This is a genomic window from Arthrobacter sp. alpha11c (genome assembly GCF_054149985.1).
On record NZ_CP196747.1, the window covers coordinates 3,212,133 to 3,228,439 of the forward strand.

General features: G+C 59.0%; 13 protein-coding genes and 2 pseudogenes. 9 read left to right on the forward strand and 6 right to left on the reverse strand.

Annotated elements, in window-relative coordinates; translation table 11 throughout:
• Window positions 1-376: 376 nt before the first annotated feature.
• From ACTAQJ_RS14675 to ACTAQJ_RS14695, 5 genes and pseudogenes are all read left to right on the forward strand, one after another.
• Window positions 377-1,348 carry a hypothetical protein gene (locus tag ACTAQJ_RS14675; protein ID WP_498697145.1) on the forward strand — a complete coding sequence of 324 codons (972 nt, stop codon included), beginning with the start codon at window positions 377-379 and terminating at the stop codon, window positions 1,346-1,348.
• 3,086 nt (window positions 1,349-4,434) lie between these two features.
• Window positions 4,435-4,791, forward strand: a complete 357-nt coding sequence (locus tag ACTAQJ_RS14680; protein WP_498697146.1) for a hypothetical protein — start codon at window positions 4,435-4,437, stop codon at window positions 4,789-4,791.
• A gap of 145 nt (window positions 4,792-4,936) precedes the next feature.
• Window positions 4,937-5,959, forward strand: a complete 1,023-nt coding sequence (locus ACTAQJ_RS14685; RefSeq protein ID WP_498697148.1) for an ATP-dependent DNA ligase — start codon at window positions 4,937-4,939, stop codon at window positions 5,957-5,959.
• Between the two features lie 65 nt (window positions 5,960-6,024).
• Window positions 6,025-6,135, forward strand: a pseudogene (locus ACTAQJ_RS14690) (Lsr2 dimerization domain-containing protein); the annotation flags it as partial.
• 31 nt (window positions 6,136-6,166) lie between these two features.
• A complete protein-coding gene (locus ACTAQJ_RS14695; RefSeq protein ID WP_498702203.1) occupies window positions 6,167-6,352 on the forward strand; it encodes an Lsr2 family DNA-binding protein in 186 nt (61 codons plus the stop codon).
• 103 nt (window positions 6,353-6,455) lie between these two features.
• Here ACTAQJ_RS14695 and ACTAQJ_RS14700 read toward each other — a convergent pair whose 3' ends face one another.
• Entirely contained in the window at window positions 6,456-7,235 is a 780-nt protein-coding gene (locus ACTAQJ_RS14700; RefSeq protein WP_498697149.1) for a hypothetical protein, read from the reverse strand.
• 163 nt (window positions 7,236-7,398) lie between these two features.
• A complete protein-coding gene (locus ACTAQJ_RS14705) occupies window positions 7,399-8,718 on the reverse strand; it encodes an AlbA family DNA-binding domain-containing protein (RefSeq protein WP_498697151.1) in 1,320 nt (439 codons plus the stop codon).
• A gap of 32 nt (window positions 8,719-8,750) precedes the next feature.
• Here ACTAQJ_RS14705 and ACTAQJ_RS14710 point away from each other — a divergent pair, with 32 nt between their 5' ends.
• From ACTAQJ_RS14710 to ACTAQJ_RS14725, 4 genes are read left to right on the forward strand one after another with little or no spacing between them, the layout of a single operon-like run.
• Window positions 8,751-9,182 carry a LexA family protein gene (locus ACTAQJ_RS14710; RefSeq protein WP_498697153.1) on the forward strand — a complete coding sequence of 144 codons (432 nt, stop codon included), beginning with the start codon at window positions 8,751-8,753 and terminating at the stop codon, window positions 9,180-9,182.
• Entirely contained in the window at window positions 9,175-10,473 is a 1,299-nt protein-coding gene (locus tag ACTAQJ_RS14715; protein WP_498697155.1) for a Y-family DNA polymerase, read from the forward strand. Before ACTAQJ_RS14710 ends, ACTAQJ_RS14715 begins: the two co-directional genes overlap by 8 nt.
• 28 nt (window positions 10,474-10,501) lie before the next feature.
• Window positions 10,502-10,816, forward strand: coding sequence for a hypothetical protein (locus ACTAQJ_RS14720; RefSeq protein ID WP_498697157.1), 315 nt, complete (start codon window positions 10,502-10,504; stop codon window positions 10,814-10,816).
• The gene (locus ACTAQJ_RS14725; protein WP_498697159.1) at window positions 10,816-11,019 is read left to right on the forward strand and encodes a hypothetical protein; all 204 of its coding nucleotides are present in this window, start codon (window positions 10,816-10,818) and stop codon (window positions 11,017-11,019) included. The genes ACTAQJ_RS14720 and ACTAQJ_RS14725 overlap by 1 nt, the downstream gene beginning before the upstream one ends.
• Before the next feature lie 207 nt (window positions 11,020-11,226).
• Here the strand turns inward: ACTAQJ_RS14725 and ACTAQJ_RS14730 are convergent, their stop codons facing one another.
• From ACTAQJ_RS14730 to ACTAQJ_RS14745, 4 genes and pseudogenes are all read right to left on the reverse strand, one after another.
• Window positions 11,227-11,415: a YegP family protein gene (locus ACTAQJ_RS14730; protein ID WP_498702204.1), complete on the reverse strand. Its 189-nt coding sequence runs from the start codon at window positions 11,413-11,415 to the stop codon at window positions 11,227-11,229.
• A 64-nt stretch (window positions 11,416-11,479) separates the two neighbouring features.
• Window positions 11,480-12,182 (reverse strand): annotated as a pseudogene (locus ACTAQJ_RS14735) (SOS response-associated peptidase).
• Window positions 12,183-12,505: 323 nt separating this feature from the next.
• Entirely contained in the window at window positions 12,506-13,363 is an 858-nt protein-coding gene (locus ACTAQJ_RS14740; RefSeq protein ID WP_498697162.1) for a hypothetical protein, read from the reverse strand.
• A 1,471-nt stretch (window positions 13,364-14,834) separates the two neighbouring features.
• Entirely contained in the window at window positions 14,835-16,307 is a 1,473-nt protein-coding gene (locus ACTAQJ_RS14745) for a serine hydrolase domain-containing protein (RefSeq protein WP_498697164.1), read from the reverse strand.

Consider the following 16,307-nt stretch of genomic DNA (forward strand, 5'->3'; position numbering starts at 1 on the left):
CGACCCCTGCACCCGGCGAAAGATACCGAGCTGTATTACTTGTGTAGACATCCTTGGAACGGCATAGGCCAGTTCAGGACTCCCCCAGCTGATGCCTGCAACAACGGAGAAATTCCTGCAGAATTGGCAAGGGGCTAGTTGCGGCCGGAAGCGGATGCTTCTGCCTTCGTCACGATGAATTAAGCGCGTTGCACAGACGGTCTCGAGCTTCTTGAGATTTCACCTGCAGCGAAGCCGGCCTCGGAGTGAAGAACGCCCGCCCACCACGCGGTAGTCTCATGAACACAAGAGGCCCGGGACCACCGGTCCACATAGTAATATCCCAGGCCCGCGTCCGCCTGACAACCATGTTCTTCAAAACTTTCGAGGAGTCGCTTTGGGTGGAGTTAGGCCTGTTTCGGAAATCATTTGGCAGCAAATTCAAGGAATTGCGCCTGAACCGTTCCAAGTGGGAGTTGCCAAAGACTATTCAGTCGCCGACCTCGAGAGCGGTGCCCTCCAGTCACTCGGCGTCCATGTATTGAACGGCGAGGTTGTGGTGCGCGACCGCGTTATTCCTTCAGGTGAACCTGGGTCGTGGTCGGACTGGAACGTGAATGGACAGGAGAAGCCCCGCAGGGACCTCCCGAAGGTCTCGCGTCCCTCCATCGGCTGGGTTTATCCGTACGGCAACAAGAACGCCGGAAAAGTTACGGCTTTCCGCACGGTAAAGGCCTACCCCAGAGAAACCCTCCATGGCCACGGTCTCGCTATCCTCATCAGTGCAGGGGCTAAGAACAACGACACCGTGAGGATCGGCTTCCGCGTTGACCGGGCGTTCCCGGCAAATACTGAGCGGGCTGATCCAGACCTCGTGCTCGCTCTGTCTATGCTCAGAGAACACGTCGGAAATACGGGCGTGATCTCAGCAGACACGGACCCCCAGACGTGGACGAAGCAACAAAGCCTTACCTGGGAACTTCTTCCCCAAGGGCAAGACAGCGAGGATGTCCTGAACCGCATCGTTGGCAACCTGAAGCTTGCCAACTTTCCGGATGTAGAGGCCGAGGCAAAAAAACGCAACGATGTTATCTGGAAGCTAAAGCCCAGGGAGGTGGCAACCGGCCATGGAGAATTCAGTAGGTACGTTGCCTACATCTTCAGGGATGACCTCGTAGTCCTCGAGAATCTCACATATGGCAACGCTCTATACGTGATGTTTGAAAACTGGCGGGATCTCAGCCAGCGCAGTCGTCTGGATCTGCTCTCCGACTCTCAGGCCGAGTACATGAGGATCGTGCACCAAGGGAGTTGGAAGTCTGAGTTGCAGAAAGTGATCCGTGCCTCTGGCAAACGAAGCAACAGGTAGATCGTTCAGGAGGCCCGGCCAAGAGTAGACGCCAATTCTTGCCAGGAGCGAACGGGCAGTAAGAGCTTGCTAGCGCCTGCGGAAACACTATCCCGCGTCGGCTTAGGTGGCCGCTTAGCGGGCGAGGCCCCGGCTATGCAGTGCACACCGGGGTCTCGCCTATCGATCTTGGCTTTGCGCGTTTGAGCTTCTCGAATCACACCAGCTTTTCAAGCGTACCAAGGGGCAGCCTCAGTCGCCGCCCCTTGGTACGGCTTGAACCGGGCCGCTGCGCTGGACCGTCCAACGACAACCCTAGGCCGGATGTCGATCTCTTCAGCGGGCGAAAGGGACCGCGGCTGGTTTCACGGCGCCGCTGTCTTCCAGTATTCGGATATTCCGACGGAGCAGCAGAAGGGCTGCCGGTCATCGTGACGACCCTGATCAGCAAGCGCTGTGCCACATCTTCGGCCGATAGCGTGGAGGGCTAAGCCATCCTTCCTGATCACCGGCCGCTGCGGGGAGCGGCTGCAGCCTCCTACAGCAGCTATCATTTCGTGACTGTTGAGCTTGTGATAGTGATATCCATCACCGATTCCGTTTTCTTCGCCACCGGCTCAATCACGGATCAGGGTGTACAAAACAGGGACATAAGCGCCTTGATGCTCCGACTCCGACGGCTTCCGCAGCAGGAGTAACGGCGGATCCGGGAACATTCGGATAGTCATGTCCCTTGACGAAGGCTCGGGACCAATGGGTCCGAGGATTCTTGCCACAGAATCATCACATTTGCAGTGTCCGTACGTTGTGGATCCGCATCCGCTTCAGCGCCTTATGGAACCGCCCGTCTTCGTTGTCCAGACCGCGGTCGCGCCTTGGGCATGTCCCGGTATCTTCACATAGGCCAGACCCCGAACCGGGCAGTCGTATTGTGGTGCCTGTGCAACACATCCGCGAATCTTATCTACTGAGCCTTCGCGCTCTCGAATTGGCATCAGACAGAGTGAAAGAGGCGTGCAAGGGAGAGGACATTGACGCTGCCGCCGTCGAGGCACACTTCGCCCTACATGCGGTATACGACCTTCACGAGGCGTACTTCATTCCGCGAGGCGTGCGGGGGACAAGGGACCAAGATGCAATCTACTCACAAGAAGAAGGCCAGATCGTGGGAGCACTTGTGGTTGCGCGCGCAGCCCGAACTCACGAGCTGGTTACTTTCCCCAGGACTGGCGGATTTCCGGATAAACCTTACGGGATGGGTCCCTACGGGCCCGGGTGGATTTGGAAGGAACACACTTGGACCGACCACCGCTACCAGACACGTGCCACCTGGTACGAGAAGAGGGTTCGGCACCGGCTCCTGTGGTCCCCGCTCGATGAAGCATGGGGCTGGTTCCTCAATCACCTTCCTAACTAGCCAGAGTCTGTCCGAAATGGAAGCCGCAGGTGGCCTGCAGATAACGGTCGCGTTCCGTCGGCGAGATCCAATCGGTCCGGCGCAAGTTCATCGTGATCGCGATCTGGCTCACGGGCGCTAGCAAGGTTGCCGACGACCTGACCTTGAACTCAGGCCCCAGCCACATGTCGTTCCAATTCCTTCAAACCGAAGTACGTTCGGAGCGCACTCCCCCAAGAGTGGTGATGATCGCCAGGCGACGGGGTTTCGTAACCGCTTGGCATAGCGCACAGTTTGATCGGGGATACGGTCAGCTATTTATCCTTCCCAAACTGCCAGTGTTGATATATCAAAGCGTCACCCTAGGTACCGGTGTTTCGGACCGATGTTGCGCAAGTTATAGCGTTTGCTAGACAGGCGGCGGGTTCGTGGAATGCACTCTTGATGCCGCCCCTGCCCGAAGGCTAGACGAGGGGGGCTCTATGCTTTGGCGGAGTTGGCCGCCGCCACGTCCTGGCCTGGAGGCTCTTCGTTGCTGGAGATATAGACGGGGTCCGGATGCAGCCGCAGGCAACCCGCCGCAAGTCGCCCAACGGCCGCGGCAGGGAATCGCCTTGCACAACGAGAACACGGTTCCTACTCACCGTCTTCATATCCTTCCATTTCTTAGTAAACGGGACACCGATCGCCGGCACAACTGAGAGCTATTTAGCGGTACCGTGCGCTGCTGCAATTGTCAAAGCTCGGTGCCACCGTGGAAAATATAGAGCCCATGACCTCTACAGCATCACGGCTAACGAAGCCGCCGGTCTTCTGGGCATCACCGGCCTGGAGCTACGCAATCGGCTGCGTGCTGAGAGACCCGCAAGAGCTATACAAATCCCCAACAAGAAAAACGGCCGGCGGTATCTGGCAGGTTGGTATGTGGAACAGCGGGCTGCCGAATATGGCCGCCGTGCCGTCGCGCGAAAGAGTGCATCACTGGCTCACACTCGCCCTTCCGAAGCTGTGGATCACCGGCTGTCGGCGACAGAGACAGGGCATCGGGTCTGGTCAGAGTGGGTACCGTTCAACCTAGCGCTGGCGCTCGCCCCGCTGTTCCCGGGCGTGTACATGTTCCGGAAGGCCGACGAGCCCGAAGCTGGCCCGGTGTACATAGGGATGGCAGGGGAACGCAAGGGGACAGGCGTCCGCGGTCGGCTCTCCATTTACGCGAACGGGCGGGGAGCGACATCCGGTCTTGGTGAGCACGCGATGGACAGAGCACTGCCCGACCCTGCGTGGCTTCAAGCCCGCATGGACGAGGCCCTCGCAGGTCGCCCGATGCGCGCGACGATGGCTGCCCGCTCTGCGATCGACCACGCGCATCTGGAAGTTCGCTGGCAAACTGTGTCGACCAGGGCAGAGGCATTGATGCTTGAGGCCCAGTTGATCGCTAGACATCCTGGGCGATTGTGGAACCGCCCTCGGCGCGCTTCCGGGTGAAGGTGCAGGAGCCTCACATATGAGACCTGCTCGCGGAGCAGCAGCCGCCCTGCAGTAGCGGGCTATGATCCACAGGCAGCAAAGGAGATGTAGTCGTCCGGGAACAACTCAACGTTCCGGACGTCGACTTCAGCAGCCTGGTTTTCGACCCGGTCTTGATGATCCAGGGCATCCTCGACGGTGGCTTTCGCTCTTTACGACCACGCTCGTTGCTCTCGGAGCCATCATGCCTACCACCTACGAAGCCAGCGGCTTCATGGGCGCAGTCATTGCCCTTATTTTCGTTCCGTTCTACGCGATTTCACTGATCTTCTCCAGCCTGCGGTGGCTGATCGAACAGATTTTGCCTACTTTCCGGTTTCCTTGCCGGTTACCGCGCTACTCCGCAATGAGCTATGGGTCTCTCTGCGCTGGGGAAGCCATCGTTGTCATGGCAATCCTTTATGTGGGTGCGGTCGTGATGTTCCTTATGGCCGTGAGGTTGTTCCAACATGGATCCATTTCCTATACATCCAAGGTCAACATCAGGAACGTCCTCGGAAAAGGTCGTGCAGTGCCCGCAGGGGCGTGCCATTCGAAGTAGGCTGCTCTGACTATATTGCCGGAAAGCTCAAGATCTATTTTCGCAACTCCTACTGATGGTGTCTTTCTTTGATGAGTGATCCACGAGGCTAAGCGGCTTTCCTCATCCCATGGATGCCCCGCGGCTGCAGCCCTATCCTGAAGACATGTCCCAGCAGAATGGGAATTTCCCCTCAGCGCTGCGCCCACCTTTGGAGGTTGCGCTAGCAAAGGCAGTGCCATCGTTGCCACCACCGAACGCTCTGCCTGGCGGCAGCTGGTACGAGCCCAAATTCGATGGCTATCGCTGCGTGCTCGTCGTCGATCAAACGGTCACGCTATGGTCCCGGCAGCGCAAGGAACTTACAAGGTACTTTCCTGACCTGGTCGCTGCAGCTGAGCGGCAGCTGCCCGAGGTTTGCATTGTCGATGGCGAGGCTGTCATCTGGAACAACAACCGTCTGGACTTCGATGCCCTCCAGCGCAGAATGGTTACCTCCAAGGCAGAACTGCCGGCTCTGGCACGTCAGTTGCCGGCGACGTTCGCTGCCTTCGACGTGCTGGCTGTGGCCGGGCAGGACACACGAGGTGTGCCGTTCTCGGACCGGCGGGCTCTGCTGGGAGAACTGGCCAAAGACTGGACGCCGCCGCTGGCACTCTCCCCCGGCACCACTGATCCTGAGCTTGCCAGGACCTGGCTTGAGGAGCTCCCTGCCTCGGGAGTAGAAGGCTTGGTGGTCAAGGGACTGTTGCAGACTTACGCACCAGGGATCCGTTCGTGGCTGAAGGTCAAGCATCGCAATGTCACCGATATCGTGTGCGCTGCCGTCATCGGAGATATCTCACAGCCACAGGCGATTATTGCCGGGCTGCCTGTTGATGCAACGCTTCGTATTGTTGGGCGCTCGACTGTGTTGACCACAAGGACGGCCCGCGAGCTGGCAAGGTATCTCAAGCCGGCACAACCGGACCATCCGTGGCCGGAGGAGATCAGCGAGTCATCGCTGAACAGGTTCAGCAAGGAGAAGGGGCCAGTCAGACTCACTTTGGTTGAACCTCTCGTCGTCGAAGTCTCAGCCGACGTCGCATGGTCCGGGCAGGCATTCAGGCATTCGCTGCGTTTCCTGCGTGCCCGGCCTGAACTGGATCCTACAGAGGTAGAGCTGCCACCAAACATTCCCATCCGTTGATCCACCCCGATGTTCACTTGGACACCATGAATAGAAAGTGGCCTATCAGTACCTATAATCCCGTAATGGCACAACCACGAGCAATTGAAATCATTGACGATCTTGATGGAACATCAGACGCTACTCCCCGTGAATTCAGTGTGGGTGGAGTGTCTTATGACATCGACCTTTCCGATGAGAACTATGAGAACTTGATAAGCGGTCTGAGTGATTACATTGCCGCCGCACGAAGGACCAAGTCTTCCAGTCACCGCGGGCAGCAAGGCCCCAAAGCAAGTCGCGAGGACCTTCACAAAGATCCGCGAATGGGCAAACTCCAATGGTCATCAGGTCTCATCACGCGGCCGGGTACCTCAGCCCGTCCTCTACGCCTACGCAGCAGCAAACGCCTGACACTGCGGGTGGCTGGCATCGGTAGTGCGTTCAATACCAAGCCGGCCGCCAGCACGACAACAACCTCCAACCATCAAACTGCAGTGCGCAGCACCCCTGTCGGTTACTGCGAATCAGATGGCGAGTTGTTGCGCAGGTACAACGCCATATCAATGAGGTTTTGATAGGGCCAATCCCGTTCGGAAACAAAGGGCGTCCGCCGCCACGGCTGCGGGTCAGTGGTTGCTGGCGTAGCCGAGCCCCACAGAAAACGAGTTATTCGGGCCATCCAGGGAATCTGTGGAGCAATCTTCACCGCCCGGTGAAATGCATACTCCGTTGGCCACCTGAATACTTTTCCAAACCTCCCGATAGCTCGTCGCTGATACCAGTTATGCCACCAGCGGCGCGGCATTCGTATATCCGTATTTACCCACAGGGTGCCGTCAGAATCTCGCCGCACCCAGGGCTTACCGGCGCCATCAACGAAGTAGAGTTCAAAATTCCACACCATAAGGGACGCCTTCAAGGGGAACGTCATGCTCTGCCCGCCCGGAACGGCCAAACCCCGATAGTGAGCATTGCCAAGATTCAAGTCCTCCCATTCGGCGGGCTTTTCCCCTAGAGATACGTTCCTGCTTCCGAACAAGCGGACGCCTGTAACGGGCAACGCGGAGTCATTCCGGATTTCGACTGTGACACTTTGAACGCTCAGTCCGCCTCCAGGGCTGGGCTCCGTTACTTCCCTTCGGATGATGGATACCTTCGACGCTTGATCACGCTCTTGATCCGCCGAGACCTTCCGCCGGTCTTTCTGGCCTTGCCTGAACAAAGTCAGCGTGAAAATCGCCAGAATGATATTCAGCGAAAATTGGGCAATATCGACCCAGTCTTTGGTGGTCATGCAGTACGGGAACCTAACTGTCCAGAGAAGGGCGGCCGGTACTTCCATCGGCACCTCGGTCTACAGTAGGGCATCCATTCCCTGTCAGGAGTAAACTGCAGCCGCTTCCACCACGCGTCAATGACAACTTCGTGACGACGCAGTCCGAGATGATAATCCGTGATCAGATTTTATCCTTAAGGTAAACGTGGCCAAGCCGCCGGATACCACCTTGGTTCAAGACGTCCAGGGCAAGATTCCTCACAACACCCAGAGCTTCGGACACATCCCCCCGCCCAGCAACGAGCCCAACAACGGGTTGAAAAAGATGGATGGGTGCGAGTCGGGATCGGTCGGTCAGGCTGTGCAGAGACGTATCGTAAGTTCGGATGTACATGACTGGGTCTGGACTTTTTATCGTCATCAACACTTCGTAGTCGCCTACGACGTCCAATTGCTCCGCGGCGCTCCTCATGAGATGGATAATGTGGGCAGACAAGGCCTGGGCCTCACCCGAAAGTACATCGGAGTAGCCAGAGAAATCAGTTGCTTCGTAGGGGTGTCCAGCCGTAGCAAGTGCCACGCTGCCGTCGTCATGGATGTCAACGATGCTGTACGGATCGTTGCCTTCGGGTTCCGTCGATCGCCATTTTCTGTATCCGGGCTTTGGGACAAGACTTACGACTTCCATGCCTGCCGCGTCCTTCAGGAAAGGGTTCCGAGTCATTAGCTCCCCGAGGATGCTACGGGCATCCTCCTCAGATACCCGGCCGGCATAGGAGGGTCGCGGATTTACCGGGCGCGCGGCTGCAGCCAACCAAGCCTTGTTACTCTGATTGGCGCCTAAGAGTACCCGGTCCACAAGCTCGGTGAGTGATCGTTCATGGTTGCGACGATCCTCAAAGCGCAGCCGGTACGCCTGCTCTATGTCCCGTTCACTCATGAAAACTGTTCGAGGGCCGTACCGCCTTGGAGCCCTTATGGTGTCGTCCGTGATCACAAAGTGCGGAGTTTCGAAGCTCGCCGGAATCTGTAACACGACCACCTGAGTCTCCGTGGCACCGTCCTCCATCAGCGGCTTGAACTCCAGCCCGTGGACAGGCGGCTGAATCAACGAATAGGCCCAGCCCAGCAATTTGGTTTGAACAGAGTCGCTCCAGTCAACTACGGGAGTTACTGTCTCAGCGGCACTACTGGTGGCGTCCTCGGCAACTCCGTAGACAATAATGCCACCGCCGGCGTTGACCATCGCTGCGATGTCCTTCGCGAACTCCCTAGAGGCCTTCGGGTCCTTATTTGGCAAGGCCCTCTTCCAATCCAGGTCGGCGGCCTCTATCACATGATTGGTAACGGCGGCTTCGATCATCGAATACGAGAGCGGCGAGGGCCCGAGCCCGAGAGCACGATGCAACGGTGTGAAGACCATGCAGTATTCATACACCAGACTTTCCACAAGCCGGATCTCCCGGGGTGTTTCAGTGTCGGGGCCTGGCTGTACACTCAATTATCGAACATATATTCGAATAAAGGTGTGTTGTGGGCGTGATAGTTGGCCCCCGCGTGGTAGATGCGGGGCTCTCTCTGGTGAAGGTGTTGCTGGCACCCGTTGCGGTGGCTGCAGGCTACCCCTCGCCGGCCCAGGACTACTTTGACGGTCGGATCGATCTCAATGCGCACCTGATCAAGGACGTGACGAGCACCTTTATCGTCAGGGTAACTGGGCAGTCCATGGAGCAGGCCGGTATCAGCGACGGAGATGAGCTGATCGTGAACCGTGCGCTGGAGCCCAAGGACGGTTCTGTGGTGGTGGCTGTGCTTGATGGCGAGCTGACCATCAAGCGGCTGCGGATCACCGCCCATGGTGTTGTCCTGCAGGCAGACAACCCGGACTTCCCTGACATCAAGGTTCCAGCGCTCTCAGACCTGAGCATCTGGGGCGTCGCGACACGGTGTTTGCACTATGTCTAAGCCAGCGATCATGCGCCGGATGCAGGAGATAGCGCACGTGGACGTGAACTGCTTCTACGCCTCGGCCGAGCGTGTCTTCGATCCCGCGTTGGAGGGTCGACCCCTCATCGTGCTCTCCAACAACGATGGTTGTGCTGTGACACGGTCCCCGGAAGCCAAGAAGCTCGGCATTGCCATGGGTGAGCCGTGGTTCAAGCTTCGGCCCCGGGCCAAGGAATGGGGGCTGGTAGCCCTGTCCAGCAACTACGAACTGTACGGAGACATTTCCGCACGCGTCATGGAGCTCCTGGGCCGGTACTCGGCCTGGCTGGAGGTCTACTCCATCGATGAGGCCTTCCTCGGCGTCAAAGGCGAGCCCGATGAGCTGCTGCAGCTGGGTCGGACAATAAAAGCCGCCTGCCGGCGCCATGTCGGCGTGCCTGTCTGCGTCGGCATCGCGCCGACGAAGACGCTGGCAAAGCTGTGCAATAAATGGGCGAAGAACAACCCCGCCTTCGATGGCGTCTGCCGCTGGGAGTCCGTGCCCCTGCATCAGCGCGAAGCGCTCATGGCCAAGCTGTCCGTGATCGAAATCTGGGGCGTGGCCACACGGCTGACCAAACGCCTGAACGCGATGGGAATCTTCTCCATCCTGGACCTTACCAGGGCCAATCCTGTGGCGATCCGGGACAAGTTCTCCATCGTCATGATGCGCACCGTCCTGGAACTGCAGGGCACACCGTGCATCCCGATGGAAGAGGAACGGATCGGGAGGGACCAGCTGATCTTCTCCCGGTCCTTCTCCACACCCATCACCACCGCGGCGGGGTTGCGGCAGGTCATGAGCGTCTACGCGCAGATGGCCAGTGCTCGCCTGGCCAAACACGACCTGCAAGCGAAAGTGCTGACGGCGTTCGCGGCCACGTCGCACTTCAACCCGAGCGAAAAGTCCTTTCCTTCCGTGTGCCTGGCCCTGCCGATGCCGACCGCTGACCCGGTCCTGCTGACCAGGGCAGCCCATGCGCTGCTCCCTCAGGTCCATGCAGGTGTGAAGTACGTCCGGGCCGGGATCATGGTCACCGACCTGCGTCCGTCCGGGAACCAGAAACCCTTGGAACTGTTCGAGAACCCGCACGAAGAACGCGGCATCGGGACCCTGCTGGAGGATGTGGCCAAACGATACGGCCGCGGGTCCATCGGACTAGGCCATGCCGGAATCAAAGGCGGGCCGGACTGGTCCATGAAACGCGACATGCTCTCCCCCAGGTACACCACCCACTGGGACGAACTCCCGCTCGTCAAGGCCGCCTGACCGGCGCCGAGCAGGAAAGGAAACCGCAATGACTCTTGCACCTGAATACCCTACGACCGTCCATGACGTCGATGTCCGGTTCAGCCCCGACGGCACCCCGCTGGCGATCCGCCACGACGGCCGGATTTGGATGGTTGATCCCGACGTCCACACCGCCCACTGGTTCACCAGGGACGCCTGGTGGGAAACCCGGGACCGGGCAGCGGTCGGTACCGGCGATGTTGTCAGCATCGAGCACTGGCAGGTCCAAGCCAAACTCCCCGAATCCGGTCGGGAGCTGCGCACGCTCACGCTCCGGCGGGAGCCGCTGGCCACCGTGTGGCAGCTCGACTCCATCAGCTAGTGCCGGCTGACCTGTACCGGTCCGCTGTCCCCGAGCAGCTGTGGGAGCGGATCCGGAATGAATTCCGGCTGCCCATCCTGGAGCAGGTCCGCGAACGCCTTTCTACTGTGCACGAGGATCCCGAACCGGTGATGCGGCAGATCTTCCGCGTCTTCATCGACGAGGGCACCTACTGCCCCGGTTCCAGTTCCGCCCGGACCTGACCCTGGAACCGTTGGTGGTGGCACTCTTTGAACGGGCGATGGACCTGGGGATCCCGCACGACGATTTGGCGCTGTGCATGATGGTCCCCTCCCCCGTGCTGCAGGGATCCCCTCCGGTGGACCGGACTTCTTGTCAGGGTGTCCTGACGCAGCAAAGCCCCCGCTGTTGCGGGGGCCTTGCTTTCCGTCCAGATCGGGCGTCGCACTTTAGGAGCTGGTGAGGTCCACGACGTCGGATCCTGCGTTGGTCTTCACGGACTCGATGCCCTTCAGGGCGGCGGCTTTGGTGGTGTAGGACTCGCCGGTGGCGATGACTTCGCCGTTGCCGGCCTTCAGCCGGAACCGGAACCCTCCAGAGCTGTCTTTGTAGACTTCGAACTTCCTGCCATGCGTGATCCTCCTTCATGATGCCCACCCCACACGGGGGGCAATACGGGGAACTGCCCTAACGAGGCCAATCCTAACCGTGGGTACCCCCCTCGGCTGGTTCAATGAGCTCCGGTCCGTTGTTGCGGACGCTGTTCACCCCGGTGCTGACGATCCGCGGAGTCAGTGTCGGTTCCGGCAGGGAATTGAGCAGGTGTTGGACGTCTGCTCTGTCGGTCAGGTCCGGGTCGAGCCATTCCGCGTAGCGGTCCTTCGGGATGATGACCGGCGACCGGTCGTGGCCGTGTCCCAAAGCGTCCTGGGTGGTTGTGGTCAGGACTGTGCAGGTCAGCAGCCACCGTTCGGGGTCGTCTTCGGGCAACGCGGGGTCGGGCCAGAACTCGTATAGTCCAGCGAAGCCCAGCAGCGGTTCGTTCTCCGAGAACAGGTAGTTCGGAATCGTTTTGCCGTCCTCGGTCTTCTGCCATTCGTGGTAGCCCTCGGCTGGAACGATGGCCTTGCGCTTCGCCGCAGCTGACCGGAACGAGGGCTTCTCCAAGATGCTTTCGCTTACGAGCGTTAATGAGTTTGGAGCCGATCTTGATGTCCTTGGACCAGGACGGGACCAGACCCCAACGAGCGATCAGCAGTCGCCGCTCAATGGTGCCTTCATCCAGGCGTTCCGCCACGATCGGCACGTTCTGAGTCGGCGCAACGTTCCAGCTCGGCCCTGGAGGGCTGCCTTCAACTTCTTTGGCCTCGAAGTGGCTTAGAAGGTCGCTAGCTGCCTTGGACATCACGTATCTGCCGCACATAAGCCCATTCTGCCCATAAAACCGAAACTGGACCTCGTGCGCAGACAAGCTGCAAATAGCCGGCCCAGTCTTCGTATCGGCTTGGCCGCTGATACTTGTCCGCCTTCGACAGACCCTGAGGATGTCTTTTGATCGCGCTTACCCCTTGGGAGCAGGAGCGGATAAGGAACACTCACTGATCCGGGAACCCTCGGATAGCTGCACAATTCAAAAGACCCTGCGCTGCGTTCGCTGCTGCCCACTACCAGGGCTAATGCCACGAACAGGGCGTAGGTCCAGAAGCCACCATCCGCATGCCGAAGCGCTCAGATACCGCCGCCAAGTAAGGACGTCTGGAACTCCGAGAGAGAGCCGTCCAAGTGATCGTTGTTTGAGGGGAATCCTTGTCCATGCAGGCGCGCCCTCGTGGATTGTGTTCCCCGTTCGGGTTCACTCCAAGTCGTGTCCTTTCGAGTAGGCCAACTTAGAGTGCTCGTCGGTCGGTTGGCGTCGCTGTCTTGCCGGAAGGAGTCCGTGAGGAGACTCTGCTTCCTGCTCGTACCGGTGCATTCATACTCATAAATGGCGACCTCTGCGGCCACCCACGTCTGCAGCAGTTGGAGCCGGGTGGTGAATCTCTTTGGACCCCAAAACTTGGAGACTGACCACTCTGCTATCTCCGGGTCAATTCCCACGCGAGGGTTGCAATTAATCTCAACTGATTCGTCCCACGGCACCACTGTGATTCGGGCGGCATCCGCTCGTCCGTTTCGGAGAACTTTGTCACCCCATTCCAAGCGAGGCTGATAGCCGGCCTTGTTTCGTCCGGTTATCGCGAAAACGGGGTTGAACTCCACCACCCGTGACGTGCCGTTGACCAGGCTTCGATGCCGGTCAATTCTGGCCAGCCGGTTGATCCAGCCGAGGTAGTTGGCGTCTGTATCGCTATTGAAGGGTTGCATCATATGGAGCATGTCCTGATGGCGCAGGGCCAGCCCTTTGATGCGCCACAGATTTCGTTTCCATGTGGCTTCGTCGTCGTAGATGGGGTACTGCAGTGCTTCTTCCTTGGGCGGGGGGACCGTGCCAGCCGTGTAGGCCGCCAAGGCCCAAATAATGTAGTCCAGGGTGGCTCGCAGGTTGTAGAGCCATTCCCCTGTCTCCACAGCGAATTCGGCCGGCATCGGTTCGGTTTCCCGGATGCTGAGGACGTAGCTCTCCCCGACCCCTGGTGCCTGAGTTCGTGGTCGAATGGGTGGCTGGCAATATAGCGATTCCACACCTCGCTCAACTCCATATAGTGCAGGTTGGCGCGTTCCCAACGGTGCCAGGCCGCAGCGAATGGTTCGATCATCATCTAAGGAGTATTACAGGTCGAAGAGATGGCTACATGCACCTTCAGGGGTGCATGCCCGAGGAGGGAAACACGGTCCAGCGGCTGGTTCCGATGAGGAGCTCTTTGGACCGTAATCTCTATACCGCGCCCGGCGAAGTGCGGCCCGAAATGCTCCCATGACAGCGTCACGTTGGATTGGCGATAAGGATGACCCGAAGGGTCGTGAAAGGTTATGTCCTCGGCGGATGCCTTCGTAGCAAGGACGAGGTGACCACCTGGGGCCAGACCAGATGGCGGTGGGTCATCAGTAGTCACGTTGCGGATGGCAGGATTCACCGACAGCATCATGACCGTGTCCGGTCGGCCCAGAGCGTCCCGAACGCGTTCCATGCCTAGAGTCCTGTGCACCGTTCCGCTCAATCCCCATCTGGAGCGGATGTAGTCCGCGAACGGATGATAAATGAGCCCGGTAACGTGCTGGCCACTGACTTGGTAGGCTCCGGCCCGTACCAGATCCGAAGTAAGCTCCGCCGCAGTCGCCGCACCTGGCGGGAGGATCATACGGAGACAGGCAACTCCGCATGTATGCCATGCCCAAAATCCATAGTCCCGAGGTCTAGTCCATCCCGAATTTCTCCAATTCGGATCCTCCGTGGTTTCCAGACGGCCTTCCAAGAATTCGGAGGCGAGCGCTGAGGATTCGAACTGGGAAATGTAGGGTAGATGCGCGCTCATGGGCTGCTCCTGGGGCTTGTGGGAGAACTGGTGCAGGTGCATGTTCGTCTGCTGGCTAACTGCGCGCCTAGCGCAACGCAATGATCAAAGTGAGCACCTTGGCCGTTTCGTTCGAAAGGATGCCTCACACACGGCTTCTATTGGCCACATGTCAGTCCGTCGGTACTCCCTGGCTTTTCCTAATCCGTTTCTGGGCCTTCGCAGTAGTGGCATCCCACTTCACAGCCATCCTGGGCAGGCACAGATCGTTGGGGAGCAGGTCTGGAACTCTGATGATGTGAAGGGACAGCGCTGCCGCCTTGGGCATTTCGGTCAGGAACCCACCGTACTTTTCGGAAGGGGCTTGGGGTGCCACTCGGGATCGTAACTGTCATTGGGCATTCCTTTGCAGATTGGTCGTCGTGGGCTGGCCATAGCGTCCGGAAATCGTGCCCTTCTCTTGTCAGAACCTCTGAATCCCGCCGTAGCTGAGGATGCGGAAAGGGCCGGCCGTCGGAAGCATGGCTTCGGAGACGCGGGTGAGTCAGTTCGGGTGAGGCGGTGAGGATTGGTGAGTTCGTCGTGGAATTCGAAACCCACCTTGCTTAGTCGGATCGCGGTGCCACGCGGGTGCCGACTCGGAGCCATTTCACGGTTCCTGAGGCGTCCCTCAGGAACTCCACACGCTCACCATCTTGGGTCTTCATGACATCGTCAGAGATCGGTCTCAAGAGTCCCCCATTGCTTGCCACCTCTGAGAACGAAGGTTCCATGCCGGAGAGCCAATCCCGTTTAATGCGGGTGTTCAGATGCAATCCTTCCGGGGTCAGTGTGACGCTATGACGCTCACAGTCACCGTCAAATGCACCGGCGCGTTCGCTGATATCGGCAGCCGTGAGTGCAGACACCAACCGCGCTGAATCAGCATGCATCCCCAAGTACCGCTCCACCACCCATCGCCAGGTTCGTTCCGCCAGTTCGGCACCCGTCGTGGCGTTGGTCAGGATGGCCATGGCGAACCCTTCCGAGGGAAGCATTCTGGAAAAGGAGGGCTGACCATGGGCCCCGCCACCGTGCCCAACGATTGGAGTCAGACCTGTTTGGCCTAGACGCCATGTCAGGCCTATCCAGGGACTACCAAGCCGGAATTCCTCGTCGTCGAGCGCCGGAGCGGCCATCAGGGCCCTTGATTGCCGGCTAAGCACGTGACTCTTCGGCTCGACCTGACCAAGGTGGAACAGCAGGAAGGTCATGAGGTCCTGCACCGTGCAAATGACACCCCCCGCGGCGTTTGTTGACCGGGGCATCGCCCATGGCCTGGTTATACGCATGCCTCGACCAACGGGCGCATGGCCGACGGAATACTTTGATGTGATCACCTCGTGCGCGAAGAAAGTCGCGGAGTCCAAACCCAATGGTTCGAAGATCCTGCGGCGCATGACGACCTCGAAGGGGAGCCGTTCGATCACTTCGAGGATGCGTCCAAGAACGTAGAAGCCGGTGTTGTTATATGAGAACATCTTGCCCAGCGGGTGAATCTGTTCCAGCCCGGCCATTCCGGCAACCATCTTTTCCAGCGCGTCCTCCCCTCCGCCATGGTCATCGAACCTGTCAGCTCCTGCCCACCCGACTGAATGTGTCATTAAATGGCGTACTGTCACGGTGGCGGCGACGTGGGAATCTGCGACGGTAAAGCCAGGGAGGTAGCGCTGAACTGGAGCGTCCAGCTCGATCTTCCCCTGCTCGACCAAAGACATGATGGCCGTTCCGACCATCGGTTTGGTGATCGATCCGATCTGGAAAAGCGTGTCCGCTTCAACCGGTAATGGCGCGAGGGCATTCGTGATCCCTAGTCCAGCACTAGCTACCGCTCCATCGTGGGCAAGCGCAATGGCCACACCGGGTACGGAGAGCTCAGCCATCTCCTGACGAACGAAGGCCAACAACTCACCGTCCAGTTCCTTCGTCGGTGCGGATTGGGCAGTCCTCCGGTCCCTTGTGACCTGGAATGGTGTGGCACGGGCTGCCCTCCCAGTGCCTGTTTTGGGAGGCGTTTCGCCAGAAAGGTCTTTGATCAC